The sequence below is a fragment of the Rhodococcus sp. NyZ502 genome (assembly GCF_041464245.1).
Taxonomy (GTDB): domain Bacteria; phylum Actinomycetota; class Actinomycetes; order Mycobacteriales; family Mycobacteriaceae; genus Rhodococcus_F; species Rhodococcus_F qingshengii.
In genome coordinates this window covers 3,192,688-3,206,798 of the sequence record NZ_CP167155.1, presented here as the reverse complement: position 1 = coordinate 3,206,798, position 14,111 = coordinate 3,192,688, and the positions used below count along the sequence as shown (strand labels likewise).

Here is a 14,111-nt window from a genome sequence, read left to right as displayed (position 1 = left end):
CGCCCTATTGGTCGGAACGGCCTGCCGCCGCAGCCTCGAGCGCGGCGGCAAGCCGGCCGGCCGAGCGCTCGATGTTCAGCGAGGCCGCCACTTCCTCGAGGCGTGCGGGATCGACGGGGGTCGCCGGGAGTCGGTCGTCCTTCGAGAACTGAACGTCCGCGTCGCGAACCACTCGTACGACCGGCAACGCAGCATCAAGGTAAGCCATTGCCTCAGGTGAGGTCAGTTTTGCGCGAATCCCCTTGGCCATATCCGATTCAGGATCAGCTGCGGCCGCCCGAAGTCCGGCCAACGAGCCGTAACGGAGCATCAGTGTCGACGCAGTCTTCTCACCGACACCTTTGATGCCGGGTAGACCGTCGGAGGCGTCTCCGCGCAGTACCGCGAGTTCGGCGTAAGCCTCGCCCGCACGGTCACCGGGGACTCCGTATTTCTCCGCAACCTCGACCGGTCCGAAGAGTTCCGCCTTGGACAGGCCACGGCCCACGTACAGGACACGGACGGGCACGTACTCGTCGGTGACGACCTGCAGTAGGTCTCGGTCACCACTGACGACGACGGTGAGATCTTCGCGCTCGGTGGCGGCAAGCGTTCCCAGTACGTCGTCGGCTTCGAGTCCGACTGCACCCGCCGTCGCGATACCCGCTGCAGCGAGCACGTCCATGATCATGTCGACCTGAGGCGTCAACGTGTCCGGAACTTCTTCGGACGCACCGTCAGAGCCTTCCTCGACGCGATGCGCTTTGTACGTCGGGACTGCATCGACGCGGAACTGCGGTCGCCAGTCCAAGTCCAGGCACACGGCGAGACGACTCGGCTGGTGTTTGGTGATCAGGGAAGCAACCATGTCGGTGAATCCGCGCACGGCGTTGACAGGTCTGCCGTCGGGGTCGACGAATGACTCGGGCAGTGCGTAGAACGCACGAAACCACAGGCTGGCACCGTCGAGGAGAAGCAATGGCCCACTCATGGTCACCATCCTGCCAGTCGGCACTAACCTGTAAGCCATGACGTCTCCAGCCGAACAGGATTCCCGATTCTCCAGCGCCGTGTACGGCGCACGTATCGCTCGTGCCGCCGAGTTGGCTCGATCAGCAGGTCTCGACGGTCTGGTGGTGACTCCCGGTCCGGATCTGCGGTACCTGACGGGTTCTCGGGCTGACTCGTTCGAGCGCTTGACCGCGTTGGTCATCGCCGCGGACACGGCGAAGGCATCCGTCGTACTTCCTCGGTTGGAGTTGGCGTCGCTGAAGGAATCGGCAGTGGGCGATCTCGGGTTGACCGTCCTCGACTGGGTCGACGGTGTCGACCCGTATGCGATTGTGGCGGCGCAACTCCCGACCGGCGCGAAGGTGGCGGTGACGGATGCGATGCCTGCGCTGCATCTGATCCCGCTCGCAGACACCTTGGGCGCGTTGCCGATTCTCGCCACCGGCGTCTTGCGCGAATTGCGGATGGTCAAGGACGGCGCCGAGATCGAGGCGTTGCGGCGAGCCGGTGCGGCCATCGACCGTGTTCACGCCCGCATGGCCGAGTTCTTGGTCGTCGGACGTACGGAAGCTGAAGTAGGCGAAGCGATTTCGGCGGCGGTTCTCGAAGAGGGGCACACCGAGGCCGCGTTCGTGATTGTCGGTTCGGGCCCGCACGGCGCCGATCCGCATCACGAGGTTTCGGACCGGGTGATCGAGAGCGGCGATATCGTGGTCATCGACATCGGCGGACCGGTCGAGCCCGGATACAACTCGGACTCCACTCGCACGTACAGCATGGGGCAGCCGTCCGCGGAGGTTGCCGCACAGTTCGCGGTACTCGAGGCGGCGCAGCAGGCTGCGGTCGATTCGGTGCGGCCAGGAATCTCCGCAGAATCCGTGGACGTTGCAGCTCGCGAAGTGCTTGCCGCACAAGGGCTTGCAGAGGTATTCGTTCACCGCACCGGTCACGGTATCGGGCTGTCCGTACACGAGGAGCCGTACATCGTCGAGGGCAACACCATCGAACTCGTCGAAGGTATGGCCTTCAGCATCGAACCGGGAATCTACTTCCGCGGCAGTTGGGGTGCCCGTATCGAGGACATCGTCGTCGTGACCGCGGACGGTTGCGAGTCGTTCAACAACCGTCCGCACGGCCTGACTGTCCTCGACTGATCAGCTTTCCTTGAATGCAGCGGACCCGAGTATGCGTGTGACGTCGATTTCGATGACCACGCGCGCGGGATTGACCCGTGGCTGGCGGTACCGCTCGGCATAGCGCCGAACGGCGTCGGCCACGGAGTCCGCGTCGGTGAGCACGCGTGCCGGCCCCTCGAGCGTGAGCCAGCGGCCACCGTCGACCGAACTGACGGCGGCGTATCCGCCACGCGCTGCGTTGATCGCCTTCTGTGAGCCACCGCTGGTGATCACGCGCGCCTTTCCGGCTTCCTGGTCCCAGGTGAACCCGACGGCAACGACGTGTGGGGTGCCGTTCGGACGCAACGTCGTGAGTGTCGCGAGGTGGTATTCACCGACGAACTTCAGCCCGTCTTCGGTGAGAGTCTGCTGTGACGATGGCGTGGTGGAGGGGGTGAGCGTCATGCCACGACGGTAATCCAGGACACTGGAGCGGTGACTGCGGGTGCGAACGTGAATGACATCGAGACGGTACTGCTCCTCGGCGGACGAAGTGAGATCGGCCTCGAGATCGCGGTCAGGCTCGCGCCAGGCCGCAACATCGTTCTGGCTGCCAGACGCAGCGGAGAGCTGTCGGAGCAGGAGCAGATGCTCAAAAACGCCGGCGCTGTCGACGTCTCCACCGTCGAGTTCGACGCCGACGCCGTCGACACGCACGGAGACCTCCTGGGCGCCGTAGTGGCAGAGCACGGCCGGATTTCGATTGCAGTGCTGGCCTTCGGGATTCTCGGCGATCAGGCGCGTGCCGAAACCGACGCGGCGCACGCGGTCGCGGTGGTGCACACCGACTACGTGGCTCAGGTCAGCATCCTCACGCATCTCGCGGAGATCATGCGCGGACAGGGAACCGGAAAGATCGTGGTGTTCTCGTCCGTCGCCGGCGTCCGGGTTCGCCGCGCCAACTACGTCTACGGGAGCGCAAAGGCCGGCTTGGACGGTTTTGCCAGCGGCCTCGGCGACGCGCTGCACGGTTCGGGCGTCCAATTGATGCTGGTACGGCCCGGGTTCGTCATCGGCAAGATGACCGAGGGAATGTCGCCTGCCCCGATGTCGAGCACTCCGTCGCAGGTCGCGGACGCCGTCGTGCGGGGACTGAACTCCGGGGCGACGCGTGTGTGGGTACCGCGAATTCTGCAGCCGGTGTTCTTCGTCATGCGGCTTCTGCCTCAGACGATCTGGCGCCGGATGCCGCGATGACCACACACCCGGTGGTGATCGTCGGCATCGGCGCCGACGGCTGGGATGGGCTGTCCGAGAGCGCAAAGGGCGCAATCCTGGGCGCGGAGGTCCTGATGGGGTCGCCGCGCCAATTGGACTTGGTCCCGGCGACACATCTCGGGGCACGGCGTGCGCCCACCAGGCTGACCTGGCCGTCTCCGATGATTCCGGCGTTGCCGTCGATGTTCGCCGAGAACGCGGACCGCAGAGTATGCGTGCTCGCCAGCGGTGACCCGATGTTCCACGGTCTCGGTGTCACATTGGTCAGGCTGCTCGGCGCGGACAACGTGCGAGTGATCTCCCACCCGTCGTCGGTGGCGTTGGCGAGCGCGCGAATGGGATGGGCATCGGCCGAGATCGACGTCGTGAGCCTGGTCAACCGAGACTCGGCGACCGTCTTGGCGGCAGTGGTCGATGGCGCGCGCCTGTTGGTTCTGAGCAACGGGCGCTCGACACCGGGGGAGGTGGCTCGTCTGTTGTCCGGCGCGGGCTTCGGACGATCGACTCTGACTGTACTGGCCCAGCTGGGCGGCGCCGAGGAATCGCGGACCGTCACGGTGGCGGACGAGTGGGATCACGCGGACGAGGACGTGGACGCGTTGAACGTTCTGGCCGTCGAGTGCATCTCGGTCGATCATCCGTTGCGGCTGACTCGAATCCCGGGGCTACCGGATGCTGCGTTTGTCGGCGACGGTCAGATGACCAAGCAGGAGATCCGCGCATTGACGTTGTGTGCACTCGCACCGGCGCCGGGAGAACACCTCTGGGACGTCGGCGGAGGGTCGGGAACCGTCGCCATCGAGTGGATGAGAACCCACCCGCGTTGCACTGCAACAGCATTCGAGAAGGTGACGAGCCGGGTATCGCAGATCGGTGCCAATGCACTCAATCTCGGTGTGCCTGCGTTGGCCGTGAAAGGGACCGCGCCCGAGGCGTTTGCGGACGAGGTTCGGCGTCCCGATGCGGTGTTCGTCGGCGGCGGCGTCACGCAACCGGGAATGCTCGAAGCGTGCTGGGAGCAGCTGAGCGTGGGCGGGCGTCTGGTTGCTAACGCCGTGACCGCCGAGTCTGAATCGTTGCTGCTCGGCTGGATGAGTCGCCAGGGTGGGACGCTGCGACGCTTTCAGGTGCAGCGCGCCGAGCCTTTGGGCGCGTTCAACGTTTGGCGACCGCAACTTCCGGTGGTCCAATGGTCCGTCACAAAACGTCAGCCGTCTGCAGGCGCAGACACAGATACGCCGGAGGAATCCACACAATGACCGTTCATTTCATCGGTGCGGGTCCCGGTGCGGCAGATTTGATCACTGTCCGCGCGCAACGGATCATCGCTGCGAGCCCTGTGTGCTTGTACGCAGGCAGCCTTGTTCCAGCGGAGTTGCTCGAGTGGTGCCCGGTCGGAGCTCAGGTCGTGGACACTGCTCGGCTGAGCCTGGACGAGATCACCGCGATTCTTGTCGAAGCGGATTCCGCTGGGCTGGACGTCGCGCGTTTGCATTCCGGTGATCCGTCGATCTTCAGTGCAGTGGCAGAGCAAGCTCGTCGCCTGGACGCCGCAGGAGTCGATTTCGACATGATTCCCGGTGTTCCTGCATTTACCGCGGCTGCAGCCGCGCTGGGGCGCGAGCTGACTGTCCCAGGCGTCTCGCAGACCATTGTTCTCACCCGAGTCTCCACCTTGTCGACGGCGATGCCGGAGGGCGAGGATCTGCGGTCCCTCGGCCGCAGCGGCGCGACGATGGTGATTCACCTCGGCGCTCATCGCATCGAACAGATCGCATCCGAGTTGGCCGACAATTACGGCGAGGACTGCCCGGTCGCGGTGGTCGCCTTCGCCTCACGGCCCGAGGAGATCGTTGTTCGAGGCACTTTGAAGACGATCGTCGAACTTGTTCATGCGGCCGGCATCACGAAGACGGCCGTCGTGATCGTCGGCCGAGTGTTGACTGCGGAGGGGTTTCCGGACAGCTACCTCTACTCGGCAGCGCGCGAGAGAAGCACACACTGACCTCGACAGGTACTCGTCGCCGCGTACTCCTGCTCGGCGGCACAGGCGAAGGTCGAGTGATCGCTTCTCGCTTGGCCGGTTCAGCCGACCTCGAGGTTGTCACATCGCTGGCCGGCCGGGTTCGTGATCCTCGATGGCCGGAGGGGGAAGTGCGTATCGGCGGGTTCGGGGGAGCCGAAGGGCTGTCGGAGTGGTTGTCGGCCAATGATATTCGTGCAGTGCTCGACGCCACGCATCCGTTTGCCGCTCGCATCACCCAGAATGCGTTCGAAGCGTGCCTTGCGAATTCCGTGCCGTACGCCATGTACCGACGCCCGCCCTGGCGCGAGCAACTCGGTGACACTTGGCTTCCGGCACACGATCTCGATCACGCCGCAGAGTTGGTGCCGACGGTCGGCTCACGCGCTTTTCTGACGATCGGGAGGCAAGGAGTTTCGGCGTTCGACCGCGTGAAGAGCGTCTCGTTTCTCGTGCGCTCGATCGATCCGCCTTCAGGGACATTGCCGCCTCACTCGCAATTGCTGCTCGCACGTGGTCCATTCGACATCGAAGCGGAAGTCGATCTGATGCGAACTCACAGCATCGACGTCGTGATCACCAAGAACAGTGGCGGCGAGCAGACGTACGCAAAGATCGCTGCAGCCAGGCAATTGTCGATCCCGGTGATCGTCGTCGAACGACCACCGATCCCGGCGACCGTCCCGGCATTCGATACCGAAGCCGAGGCGATGGACTGGCTCACGGCTTTCGGTCGTGGAACGGCGCTGTGAGGCCGACATCGCGTTCGCTTCAGGTTCGTCTAAGGTTCCGTGACCATACTGGAGGGATGTTGGGATTTTTCGACGCCGCACTGCGGGACCGCGCATGAGAGTGTCGGTTCCCGGAATGAGCCGTCGAAAACCATCGGGAATTCACGTGCGGACGCTCCATGCTCGCGTGAAATTGCTGACTGCAGGCCTGGTGGCGATCGCGGTGATCGTGTCGGCGTCGGCGGTGTACATAGTGTTCAACGCGTATTTGCAAGGCAACGTCGATCGGCAACTCGAGCGCACGAGTGACGCGATCACCGACACCGTCAATTTCGGCGGTGTCACACCGGTTCTGGGATTGACGGCCGGCGCGGATACAGCGGTCATCCAGGCGGTGGGGCTTCTCACTGCCGACGGCGCCTTGGTGACGGCGACTCCCGGTCTGCCGCCGTTCAGCACCAGCGCAGACGCCATCAGGTCGATCGCAGACGGCAATTCGTCGCAGACAATCGCAACCGTCGATGCGTATCGAATTCTTGTCGAGCCCTCGGTTGCGGGCCAGACTTTGGTTGTCGCGCAATCCCTGGGGCCGACGCGTTCGGTACTCAAGCGACTGGCAGTGGTGTTGGCGGCACTCGGGGCGGCCGGAATCGCCCTAGCTTACGCAGCCGGAGATGCTGTGGCACGCACAGGATTACGGCCGATCGCGCGACTTACTGCGGCGACGCGGCGGGTCGCCGAAACGGATGATCTTGCGCCGATCCCGGTGACCGGTGACGACGAGTTGGCGTCGTTGACAGTCAGTTTCAATCGGATGCTCGGGACGTTGTCGGAATCGCGGGCACGCCAGAGAAGTCTGATCACCGAAGCGGGCCAGGACCTTCTGGCTCCTTTGACTGCACTTCGCACCAATATCGAGTTGTTGATGTCTTTCGATACCAAGTCCGGCGCGATTTCCGAGGCGGATGCAACGCAGTTGCGTGAGGAAATCACCGACCAGATGATGGAGTTGACGCTCCTCGTCGGAGAGTTGGTGGACCGTGCGCGGGTTGACGAAAGCACGTTGGGGAGAGGAGATTCCCTCTAAATCGGACGTCTGACCAGCGACTTTGTTGCATTCGTAATTGAAGCAATGGAAGGAGCGCTGGTAATGTGGGGCAATTGTGAAGTTTTTGGGTATAGCTGGAGTGTGGCGCGAACCGTGGGGTTTGCTGGGCGGGGGCCTTTGGAGGACGAGAGGGATTCAGTGGTCAAGCAAGCACGCGCCGAGCTGACTCGGCAGCAAATCGTTGCCGGCGCGGCCGCGCAGTTCGAGAAGACTGGTTACGGCAGCACCAGCATGGCCGACATAGTCTCGGGGGCCGGTACTACCAAGGGCGCGTTGTATTTCCATTTCGCGTCGAAGGACGAGCTCGCGCAATTCATCATTGCCGAACAGCATCGGCTCTCGATCGAGTCGGTGCAGGCGATTTCGGCGACGGGCAAGGACCCGTTGGAACAGATGATCATGCTCACGCACGAAATGGCACGCCAGATTGTCGACGAGCCGATAGTTCGCGCGGGCATTCGCCTCACGCTGGAACTGAGCACGTACGAGGGGCCGGTGGAACCGTACGCCGAATGGATCTCGGCAATCACCGATCTCACCGCCAGAGCTCAGGCGGAAGGTGAAATCCGAAAATCGGTCAGCGCAGAATCGTTCGGCAGGTTCATGCCCTCGGCATTCACGGGGGTACAGCTGGTTTCGAACGTTCTCACCCGACGCTCGGATCTTCCGGATCGTGTCGACGAGATGTGGCAGATCCTGCTTCCGGGGATCGTCAGCGACGAACTTTCCGGTGACATCGAGCGCCTCGTCAAGTCGCGGTGGACTCCGGCGGCGGCGTAACCTGCGGGACATGGCCGTCACGCGGATAGTTTCGGATCTGTCGAGTAGTTCGCTCGAGGCCGCGCAGCGCTTCTACACCGAAGTGCTGGGCCTCGAAGTTGTCATGGATCACGGGTGGATCGTGACGTTGGCTTCGCCGACGGATCCGTCATTGCAGATCAGCGTCATGACACACGACGCTCATGCGCCCGTAGTACCGGACGTCTCCGTCGAGGTGGATGATCTCGACGCGGCGTACGAGGCCGCGGTGCAGCGCGGCGACACCATCGTCTATCCCGTCACCGAGGAGCCGTGGGGGGTCCGCAGGTTCTTCGCTTCCGACCCCGACGGCCACGTGATCAACATCCTCAGCCACCGACGCGAGCAATGATGGCGTCCCGCCCGGGCGGGCTGACGTACCTCGAGGTGGGCGCAACGTCAGGCGTTCTCCCCGCCGGCTATCACCACGTTCACGAGAGCGCGACGGTCGGATCCGGACGGGAGGATTTCGAGGTTGCCGCTCGAACCGTCGCGAATTGGGGAATGCACCGCGGAGCCGGACTGGCCGTACGGACGGCAGCCCCGACCGCCGTGGCGGGTCAAGATGCGACCTTCGGACTCGGTCCGGTAACTATCCCCGTTCGGATCGTCTATGTCGTAGACGAACCCAATCGCAAGGGCTTCGCGTACGGAACCCGCGCGGGCCACCCCGAATGCGGGGAGGAATTGTTTGTCGTCCAGTTCGACGAGGCCAGCCAAGCGGTTCGTATCGAGATCGTTGCGTTCTCCAAGCCCGGAACGTGGTGGGTGCGTCTCGGCGCTCCGATCGGACGTCGAGTACAGGCGTTTGTCACGCGCCGCTACGTCCGTGCCGTCCGCCAGAGCGTCGCCCGATCGCGGGTATGACCGCTGCCGGGCGCGCTGGAAAAATGATTGGACGAGCTTCGGTTGGGGTTGATAGCTTGTGCGAGACCGTGACAACACGCCAGGAGGTGAGACCCATGAACGCTGTAACCATGTGGGTGCTCCCACTCGTGTTCACGGATCGGCGATTGACGTAGGTGTCGCCGGGAGCGCCTCGAGTAGGCAATCCCGAAAGGTAACACCATGCAATCCAATTCTCAGACCATCGAATTCACCTCCGAGACAACGTCGAACGGTGTCATCGAACGCCATTTCGTTGTAGACGACATCACCGGCGTGCTCTGGTCACCGCCATCCGGATCCGTCGGATCACCACTTCTGCTGTCCGGGCACTCCGGCGGCATGCACAAGAAGGCACCAGGACTGGTTGCCAGCGCACTCCACAGTGTGAGCTCCCACGGGTTCACAGTCGCCGCGATCGACGCGCCCGGACACGGCGACCGCCCGCGGAACACACAGGACGAACAGTGGGTCGAGGCGATCCACCAGGCTAGGGCGGCCCACGAGCCGATCGCTCCGATCGTCGTCGAGTACAACCGATCGCTGGCGGAGCGTGCAGTGCCGGAATGGCAGGCGACCATCGACGCTCTGCAAACGCTGCCCGACGTCGACGCCGACGCTCCGATCGGCTTTGGCGGCGTGTCGCTAGGGGTCGTGACCGGGCTGATGTTGGCCCCGGTCGAATCCAGGATCGCTGCCGTGAGCTTCGGTGGAGTTTTTGTGGACGACTCCCTCATCGAAGCGGCACGAAAGCTCACGGTCCCGGTCGAGTACCGGATCCCTTGGGACGACAAGGATTACGACCGCACGTCAGGGGTAGCGTTGTTCGATGCCTTCGGCTCGACGGAGAAGACGCTGCACGCCTACTCGGGCAGGCACTATCCGGTGCCCGACTACGAGCGCGACAGTTCGGCTCGGTTCTTCGTCCGCCACCTCGGCGGGAGCGGTGGCGCTCCTGTGAGCTGACGTGAACACGTATCGGCGTCCGGCCTGTGTCGGACGCCGATACGATCTCGATCCTTCGCTCGCTAGTAGCCGTCCAGCTTGGCCATTTTTGCTGAGGCGCGCGAGGGTGCGCGCAAGCATGGCCCTCGACCGGGGGTGCTTACAGCTCGAGGTGCAGTGCCCGTGGAATAAGGGGCCAGAGTGTTCGATAGCGACAAGTGGTCCTTACGGTCCGCCGGGCGGAACGAACTTGTTCGTGATCCAGTTCGATGCTTCGATCTCGTCGAGGATTGTCCGGAGAACTTCGGTGGCTAATGCTCGTGCTGTGCCGAGTATCCGGTCAATACCGAACACCGAACAAGACTGGAAACTCTTCTCTCGTCCGAACTGAGGCGACGACATGTGTTTTAACCGCGCATGTCCAGCCATGCGTCGACTACCCGTCCGATACCTGACCCGGGAGCGGTATTTGAGTGGGCCGATATCGCACGGCGACTGCACCCGACTGGAACTCGTGGCGGTCGACGAGCTCAAGCTGGATGCGCTCGTGCAGACCGGCGAGCAACGTCGGTCCGTGTCCGGCAAGGACCGGTTGCACAACGAACTCGTACTCGTCGATCAGTCCCAGGTCTGCCAATGCCAGGGGGAGTGTCACGCCGCCAACCCACAGACCTTCGCCGGGTTGCTCCTTGAGCCGTTGAATCGCTGACCCCAAGTCGCCTTGCACGAGTTCGGCATTCCAATCGACCCCGCTCAGCGTGCTCGACACGACGTACTTCTTAGCCCGGTCCATTGCCTCGGCGAACGGGATCTCCCACTCGTCCATCCAGTCAGGCCACGCCCCCGTTGCGGGCCGCCGCCACGCCGACTCCATCATCTCGTAGGTCACCCGGCCGAACAGCAAAGCATCGGCTCGTTCCATCTGAGCGGTCCAGTAGCGCATCGACTCCTCGTCGGGTGGAAGCCCCGCCTCGTGATGGCAGCAGCCGTCGAGGGTGACGTTGATCGAGTATCGAAGTGGTCTCATCTCGTTGTTCTCCCCTGATACGCGCAGAGTGACAGCACCGGACCGTACTCAGACTACTGCCGGGCCGTCGGTGTAGATCAGGTTCGGGACCTGGAGTCACGCGGGGGTCGACCGAACAGTGACCAGACGAGCGCACCGAGTACAGGCACCGCGATCACCAGTGCCGACCACCAGAATTTGCCGCCCGAGCGTTCGAAGTCAGTGCGCACGATCGCCACGAGCGCGCTAATCGTGATGAAGATCCAGGCAAGAACGAAGGCGGTGAAGGTGATGTCCATCCAAAGCGGAATGGTGGGGTTGTGGGTCGATTCGTTCATGCTTCCAAACCACTTTCGACGACTGTGCCTTGATGAAACAACACGCTCCATCGATTCTCGGCGAACCGCCAGATGGATGATCGCTCGGTAACCCGATGCGCCTGCGCCAGCCGGTACGTCACCAGATACGTGTCAGGCGCGATCCGGCTCAGCGCTGGCCGGTCAACCGTCCACCCGAGTTCGGCGGCGTCGTTCACTTCGCCGCGGAGTCGCCGGCTCGCGACTGCCGATTGCACGTAATCGCGGGTGTATCGCGCACCCGAGGCTCCGATCTCCCGGAACTCCGGGTCGACGACCGCATCGAACTCGTCTCGTGACATCGCTACTCGAGTTCGGTGAAACAGAGGTTCGAACTCCATCAACTCGTCGAGGATCGGGCGCAACTCGTGCGGAGTCGTCACGACTGCTCCGAGAACTGCGCCCTCATCTCGATACCTATCTCCGCGTGGCGCAGGAGGAAGGCCTTCTCGTCATACCCCTTGCGCCGCAACCAGAGAGTGACCTCGCTGTTGCATTTGCTTGCATTGCACGAGCGGCACGCCGGTGCGATGTTGTCGAGCGTGTAGCGCCCACCGCGGGAGATCGCCAGCACACAGTCGCGCTGCGGCGACTCGTCCGGCTCGCCGCAGTACGCGCAGCCACCCCAGGCCGCTTTGAGCGCGGACCACTGCTCGACGGACAGGTCGTGCTCCATCAGATCCATTCGGCGTTTGCGCCTACGCGCGTATCTGGCTTTCCGGGTCCGGTTGACGGGCATGAGGCCATGCTATCGCTGTGCGATGTTCACTCCGGGTAGCGCCGCGGGGTGAACACCTGACGGCCCGAACCGGTTTCGACGACCGTCGTCATCGAGGAGCCGACGATCAGCAGAGTCCGCATGTCGATCTCGGAAGGCTCGAGCTCTCCGAGGGTCACGACGCGAACTGATTCCTCGGCACCGGCAACATCGCGGCCGATGACGACGGGAGTCTCGGGGGAGCGGTGCTCGAGCACGAGGTCCTTCATGGCTTGGACCTGCCACGTCCGAGACTTGGACGCCGGGTTGTAGACCGCAAACGCCATGTCCGCGGCTGCAACTGCCGAGATACGGCGCGCGACGACATCCCACGGCTTGAGGCGATCAGACAACGAGAGCACCGCGTAGTCGTGCCCGAGGGGAGCACCGACGCGACTGGCGACAGCGTTTGCCGCCGTCATGCCGGGAAGGATGCGGACCGGCACGCCGCGCCACTGGTCTTCGGCGGCAACTTCGAGAACTGCTGCAGCCATGGCGAATACGCCGGGATCTCCAGACGAGACGACAGCTACACGGGCGCCGTTCTTCGCCAGGTCCAACGCCATCGCGGCGCGTTCCGCTTCGACGCGGTTGTCGCTGGAATGGCGACGCTGGCCCGGACGCGTCGGCACGCGATCGACGTACGGGCCGTAGCCGACGAGGTCGGTTGCCAACGAAAGCTCATGCGCCACTTCGGGTGTGGTCCAGGCGGTGTCGCCCGGCCCGAGTCCGACCACGACCACCTCGCCGCGAGACTCGGTCGCAGGTCGAGGGTTGTTCGACGGGCTCGGAACGATGGCGATCGAGAAGTACGGAACTCCGTCCGGGTCGACCTCGGCAGCGGATTCGACGCGTTGACGTGTGGTGCTCGCGCGCTCGACGTAGTGGGCCTCGCCGAGGCGACCGGAATCCTCGAGCGATTGGAGGACCGGTGGGAAGGTACGTCCGAGCTTGAGGATGGCCGCGGCGTCGGTTTCCTTGAGCCGCCTGGTCAGCTCGGCCTGCGGCAACGTTCCGGGCAGGATCGTGAGGATCTCTTCACCCTCGACCAGCGGCTTTCCGAGTGCAGCAGATGCCGCGCTGACGGAGGTGACGCCGGGAATCACTTCGGCGTCGAAGCGATCGGCCAGTCTCTTGTGCATGTGCATGTAGGAGCTGTAGAAGAGCGGATCGCCGGCGGCGAGCAACGCGACGGTTCGACCGGCCGCGAGGTGAACTGCCAGCCGTTCGGCAGCTGCTTCGTAGAACTCGTCCATCGCGCCCTGGTATCCGCCGGGATGATCAACGGTCTCGGTGGTCACGGGGTAGACGAGGTGTTCTTCGATCTGTCCTTCGCGCATGTACGGCGCTGCAACTCCGCGGGAGATGCTCTTGCCGTGCCGCGCGGAGTGGAACGCAACCACATCGGCCTCGCCGATGACGCGGGCGGCCTTGACGGTCACCAATTCGGGATCGCCGGGGCCGATACCGACACCCCAGAGCTTGCCTGCACTCATTCGACTTCGCTCGCAATCGCATTGACGACGGCGGCGGTGATCGCGCTGCCGCCGCGTCGGCCGCGGAGAACGAGATGATCGATCCCGCTGGCGTGTTCGATGAGGGCTTCCTTCGACTCGGCAGCGCCGATGAAGCCGACCGGACCTCCGACGATGGCGGCCGGACGGGGTGCGCCGGCTTCGATGAGGTTCAGGAGATGGAACAGTGCGGTGGGTGCGTTTCCGATCGCGACAACAGCGCCCTCGAGCTTGGCTCCCCACAGTTCGAGAGCAGCCGCCGAGCGAGTGTTGTCGATGGTCGACGCCAGCACGGGAACCCGCGGATCGCCGAGGGTGCAGATGACGTCGTTGCCGGCGGGCAGACGCTTGCGCGTGATGCCGGCAGCCACCATCTGGGCGTCGCAGAAAATCGGCGCGCCGTCGCGCAGAGCTGCGCGCGCAGCCGAGACGACACCGGGTGTGAAGGCGACGTCGTCGACGAGATCGACCTGGCCACTTGCATGAATCATGCGCACTACAGCTTGCGAGACATCCGCCGGGAAACGGCTCAGGTCGGCTTCGGCCCGAATGGTGGCAAAGGACTGGCGATAGATTTCCGCGCCGTCACGGATGTACTCGATCAT

General features: G+C 63.8%; 19 protein-coding genes. 10 read left to right on the top strand and 9 right to left on the bottom strand.

Annotated features, from left to right (window positions below; genetic code table 11):
* Positions 1–4: 4 nt before the first annotated feature.
* On the bottom strand, positions 5–970 hold the full coding sequence (locus ACBG85_RS14865; RefSeq protein WP_003944862.1) for a 5'-3' exonuclease: 966 nt from the start codon (positions 968–970) through the stop codon (positions 5–7).
* A 37-nt stretch (positions 971–1,007) separates the two neighbouring features.
* Between ACBG85_RS14865 and ACBG85_RS14860 the strand changes: the two genes are divergently transcribed.
* Positions 1,008–2,144, top strand: a complete 1,137-nt coding sequence (locus ACBG85_RS14860) for a Xaa-Pro peptidase family protein (RefSeq protein WP_166502300.1) — start codon at positions 1,008–1,010, stop codon at positions 2,142–2,144.
* Here ACBG85_RS14860 and ACBG85_RS14855 read toward each other — a convergent pair whose 3' ends face one another.
* Positions 2,145–2,570, bottom strand: coding sequence for a PPOX class F420-dependent oxidoreductase (locus ACBG85_RS14855; protein WP_030536346.1), 426 nt, complete (start codon positions 2,568–2,570; stop codon positions 2,145–2,147). It abuts the gene before it with no gap.
* A 30-nt stretch (positions 2,571–2,600) separates the two neighbouring features.
* Between ACBG85_RS14855 and ACBG85_RS14850 the strand changes: the two genes are divergently transcribed.
* The 9 genes from ACBG85_RS14850 (at position 2,601) to ACBG85_RS14810 (ending at position 9,894) form a co-directional block, all read left to right on the top strand.
* Positions 2,601–3,362: an SDR family NAD(P)-dependent oxidoreductase gene (locus ACBG85_RS14850; RefSeq protein ID WP_051649467.1), complete on the top strand. Its 762-nt coding sequence runs from the start codon at positions 2,601–2,603 to the stop codon at positions 3,360–3,362.
* Positions 3,359–4,642: a precorrin-6y C5,15-methyltransferase (decarboxylating) subunit CbiE gene (gene cbiE / locus ACBG85_RS14845; RefSeq protein ID WP_372023879.1), complete on the top strand. Its 1,284-nt coding sequence runs from the start codon at positions 3,359–3,361 to the stop codon at positions 4,640–4,642. The genes ACBG85_RS14850 and cbiE overlap by 4 nt, the downstream gene beginning before the upstream one ends.
* Positions 4,639–5,388: a precorrin-4 C(11)-methyltransferase gene (gene cobM / locus ACBG85_RS14840; protein WP_003944967.1), complete on the top strand. Its 750-nt coding sequence runs from the start codon at positions 4,639–4,641 to the stop codon at positions 5,386–5,388. Before cbiE ends, cobM begins: the two co-directional genes overlap by 4 nt.
* Positions 5,385–6,158 carry a cobalt-precorrin-6A reductase gene (locus tag ACBG85_RS14835; protein WP_037126390.1) on the top strand — a complete coding sequence of 258 codons (774 nt, stop codon included), beginning with the start codon at positions 5,385–5,387 and terminating at the stop codon, positions 6,156–6,158. The genes cobM and ACBG85_RS14835 overlap by 4 nt, the downstream gene beginning before the upstream one ends.
* A gap of 166 nt (positions 6,159–6,324) precedes the next feature.
* Entirely contained in the window at positions 6,325–7,224 is a 900-nt protein-coding gene (locus ACBG85_RS14830) for a HAMP domain-containing protein (RefSeq protein WP_225320034.1), read from the top strand.
* Positions 7,225–7,383: 159 nt separating this feature from the next.
* Positions 7,384–8,025 (top strand): ScbR family autoregulator-binding transcription factor, encoded by a 642-nt coding sequence (locus ACBG85_RS14825; RefSeq protein ID WP_019748499.1) that lies wholly within the window; start codon positions 7,384–7,386, stop codon positions 8,023–8,025.
* Positions 8,026–8,035: 10 nt separating this feature from the next.
* Positions 8,036–8,395, top strand: coding sequence for a VOC family protein (locus tag ACBG85_RS14820; protein ID WP_047270531.1), 360 nt, complete (start codon positions 8,036–8,038; stop codon positions 8,393–8,395).
* Positions 8,395–8,910: a DUF1990 family protein gene (locus ACBG85_RS14815; protein WP_081557891.1), complete on the top strand. Its 516-nt coding sequence runs from the start codon at positions 8,395–8,397 to the stop codon at positions 8,908–8,910. Before ACBG85_RS14820 ends, ACBG85_RS14815 begins: the two co-directional genes overlap by 1 nt.
* 201 nt (positions 8,911–9,111) lie before the next feature.
* Complete coding sequence (locus tag ACBG85_RS14810) at positions 9,112–9,894, top strand: alpha/beta hydrolase (protein WP_372023876.1); 783 nt, start codon at positions 9,112–9,114, stop codon at positions 9,892–9,894.
* Positions 9,895–10,098: 204 nt separating this feature from the next.
* Here the strand turns inward: ACBG85_RS14810 and ACBG85_RS14805 are convergent, their stop codons facing one another.
* The 7 genes from ACBG85_RS14805 to ACBG85_RS14775 form a co-directional block, all read right to left on the bottom strand.
* Positions 10,099–10,227, bottom strand: a complete 129-nt coding sequence (locus ACBG85_RS14805; protein ID WP_256922239.1) for a hypothetical protein — start codon at positions 10,225–10,227, stop codon at positions 10,099–10,101.
* Between the two features lie 82 nt (positions 10,228–10,309).
* Positions 10,310–10,900: a dihydrofolate reductase family protein gene (locus ACBG85_RS14800; protein ID WP_372023874.1), complete on the bottom strand. Its 591-nt coding sequence runs from the start codon at positions 10,898–10,900 to the stop codon at positions 10,310–10,312.
* Positions 10,901–10,977: 77 nt separating this feature from the next.
* On the bottom strand, positions 10,978–11,217 hold the full coding sequence (locus ACBG85_RS14795) for a PLDc N-terminal domain-containing protein (protein ID WP_372023872.1): 240 nt from the start codon (positions 11,215–11,217) through the stop codon (positions 10,978–10,980).
* Entirely contained in the window at positions 11,214–11,618 is a 405-nt protein-coding gene (locus ACBG85_RS14790) for a DUF4440 domain-containing protein (protein WP_073512420.1), read from the bottom strand. Before ACBG85_RS14790 ends, ACBG85_RS14795 begins: the two co-directional genes overlap by 4 nt.
* The gene (locus ACBG85_RS14785) at positions 11,615–11,974 is read right to left on the bottom strand and encodes an HNH endonuclease (RefSeq protein ID WP_065455757.1); all 360 of its coding nucleotides are present in this window, start codon (positions 11,972–11,974) and stop codon (positions 11,615–11,617) included. Before ACBG85_RS14785 ends, ACBG85_RS14790 begins: the two co-directional genes overlap by 4 nt.
* 26 nt (positions 11,975–12,000) lie before the next feature.
* Entirely contained in the window at positions 12,001–13,488 is a 1,488-nt protein-coding gene (cobJ, locus tag ACBG85_RS14780; RefSeq protein WP_030536355.1) for a precorrin-3B C(17)-methyltransferase, read from the bottom strand.
* Positions 13,485–14,111 carry a precorrin-8X methylmutase gene (locus ACBG85_RS14775; protein WP_007729839.1) on the bottom strand — a complete coding sequence of 209 codons (627 nt, stop codon included), beginning with the start codon at positions 14,109–14,111 and terminating at the stop codon, positions 13,485–13,487. The genes cobJ and ACBG85_RS14775 overlap by 4 nt, the downstream gene beginning before the upstream one ends.

What these genes read in the sequence shown, in the direction of transcription:
- ACBG85_RS14815 (WP_081557891.1), top strand. Translation starts at nt 8,395, where the DNA reads ATGGCGTCCCGCCCGGGCGGGCTGACGTACCTCGAGGTGGGCGCAACG.
- ACBG85_RS14810 (WP_372023876.1), top strand. Translation starts at nt 9,112, where the DNA reads ATGCAATCCAATTCTCAGACCATCGAATTCACCTCCGAGACAACGTCG.
- ACBG85_RS14800 (WP_372023874.1), bottom strand. Translation starts at nt 10,900, where the DNA reads ATGAGACCACTTCGATACTCGATCAACGTCACCCTCGACGGCTGCTGC.
- cobJ (WP_030536355.1), bottom strand. Translation starts at nt 13,488, where the DNA reads ATGAGTGCAGGCAAGCTCTGGGGTGTCGGTATCGGCCCCGGCGATCCC.
- ACBG85_RS14775 (WP_007729839.1), bottom strand. Translation starts at nt 14,111, where the DNA reads ATGATCGAGTACATCCGTGACGGCGCGGAAATCTATCGCCAGTCCTTT.
- ACBG85_RS14795 (WP_372023872.1), bottom strand. Translation starts at nt 11,217, where the DNA reads ATGAACGAATCGACCCACAACCCCACCATTCCGCTTTGGATGGACATC.
- ACBG85_RS14820 (WP_047270531.1), top strand. Translation starts at nt 8,036, where the DNA reads ATGGCCGTCACGCGGATAGTTTCGGATCTGTCGAGTAGTTCGCTCGAG.
- ACBG85_RS14865 (WP_003944862.1), bottom strand. Translation starts at nt 970, where the DNA reads ATGAGTGGGCCATTGCTTCTCCTCGACGGTGCCAGCCTGTGGTTTCGT.
- ACBG85_RS14860 (WP_166502300.1), top strand. Translation starts at nt 1,008, where the DNA reads ATGACGTCTCCAGCCGAACAGGATTCCCGATTCTCCAGCGCCGTGTAC.
- ACBG85_RS14785 (WP_065455757.1), bottom strand. Translation starts at nt 11,974, where the DNA reads ATGCCCGTCAACCGGACCCGGAAAGCCAGATACGCGCGTAGGCGCAAA.
- cobM (WP_003944967.1), top strand. Translation starts at nt 4,639, where the DNA reads ATGACCGTTCATTTCATCGGTGCGGGTCCCGGTGCGGCAGATTTGATC.
- cbiE (WP_372023879.1), top strand. Translation starts at nt 3,359, where the DNA reads ATGACCACACACCCGGTGGTGATCGTCGGCATCGGCGCCGACGGCTGG.
- ACBG85_RS14855 (WP_030536346.1), bottom strand. Translation starts at nt 2,570, where the DNA reads ATGACGCTCACCCCCTCCACCACGCCATCGTCACAGCAGACTCTCACC.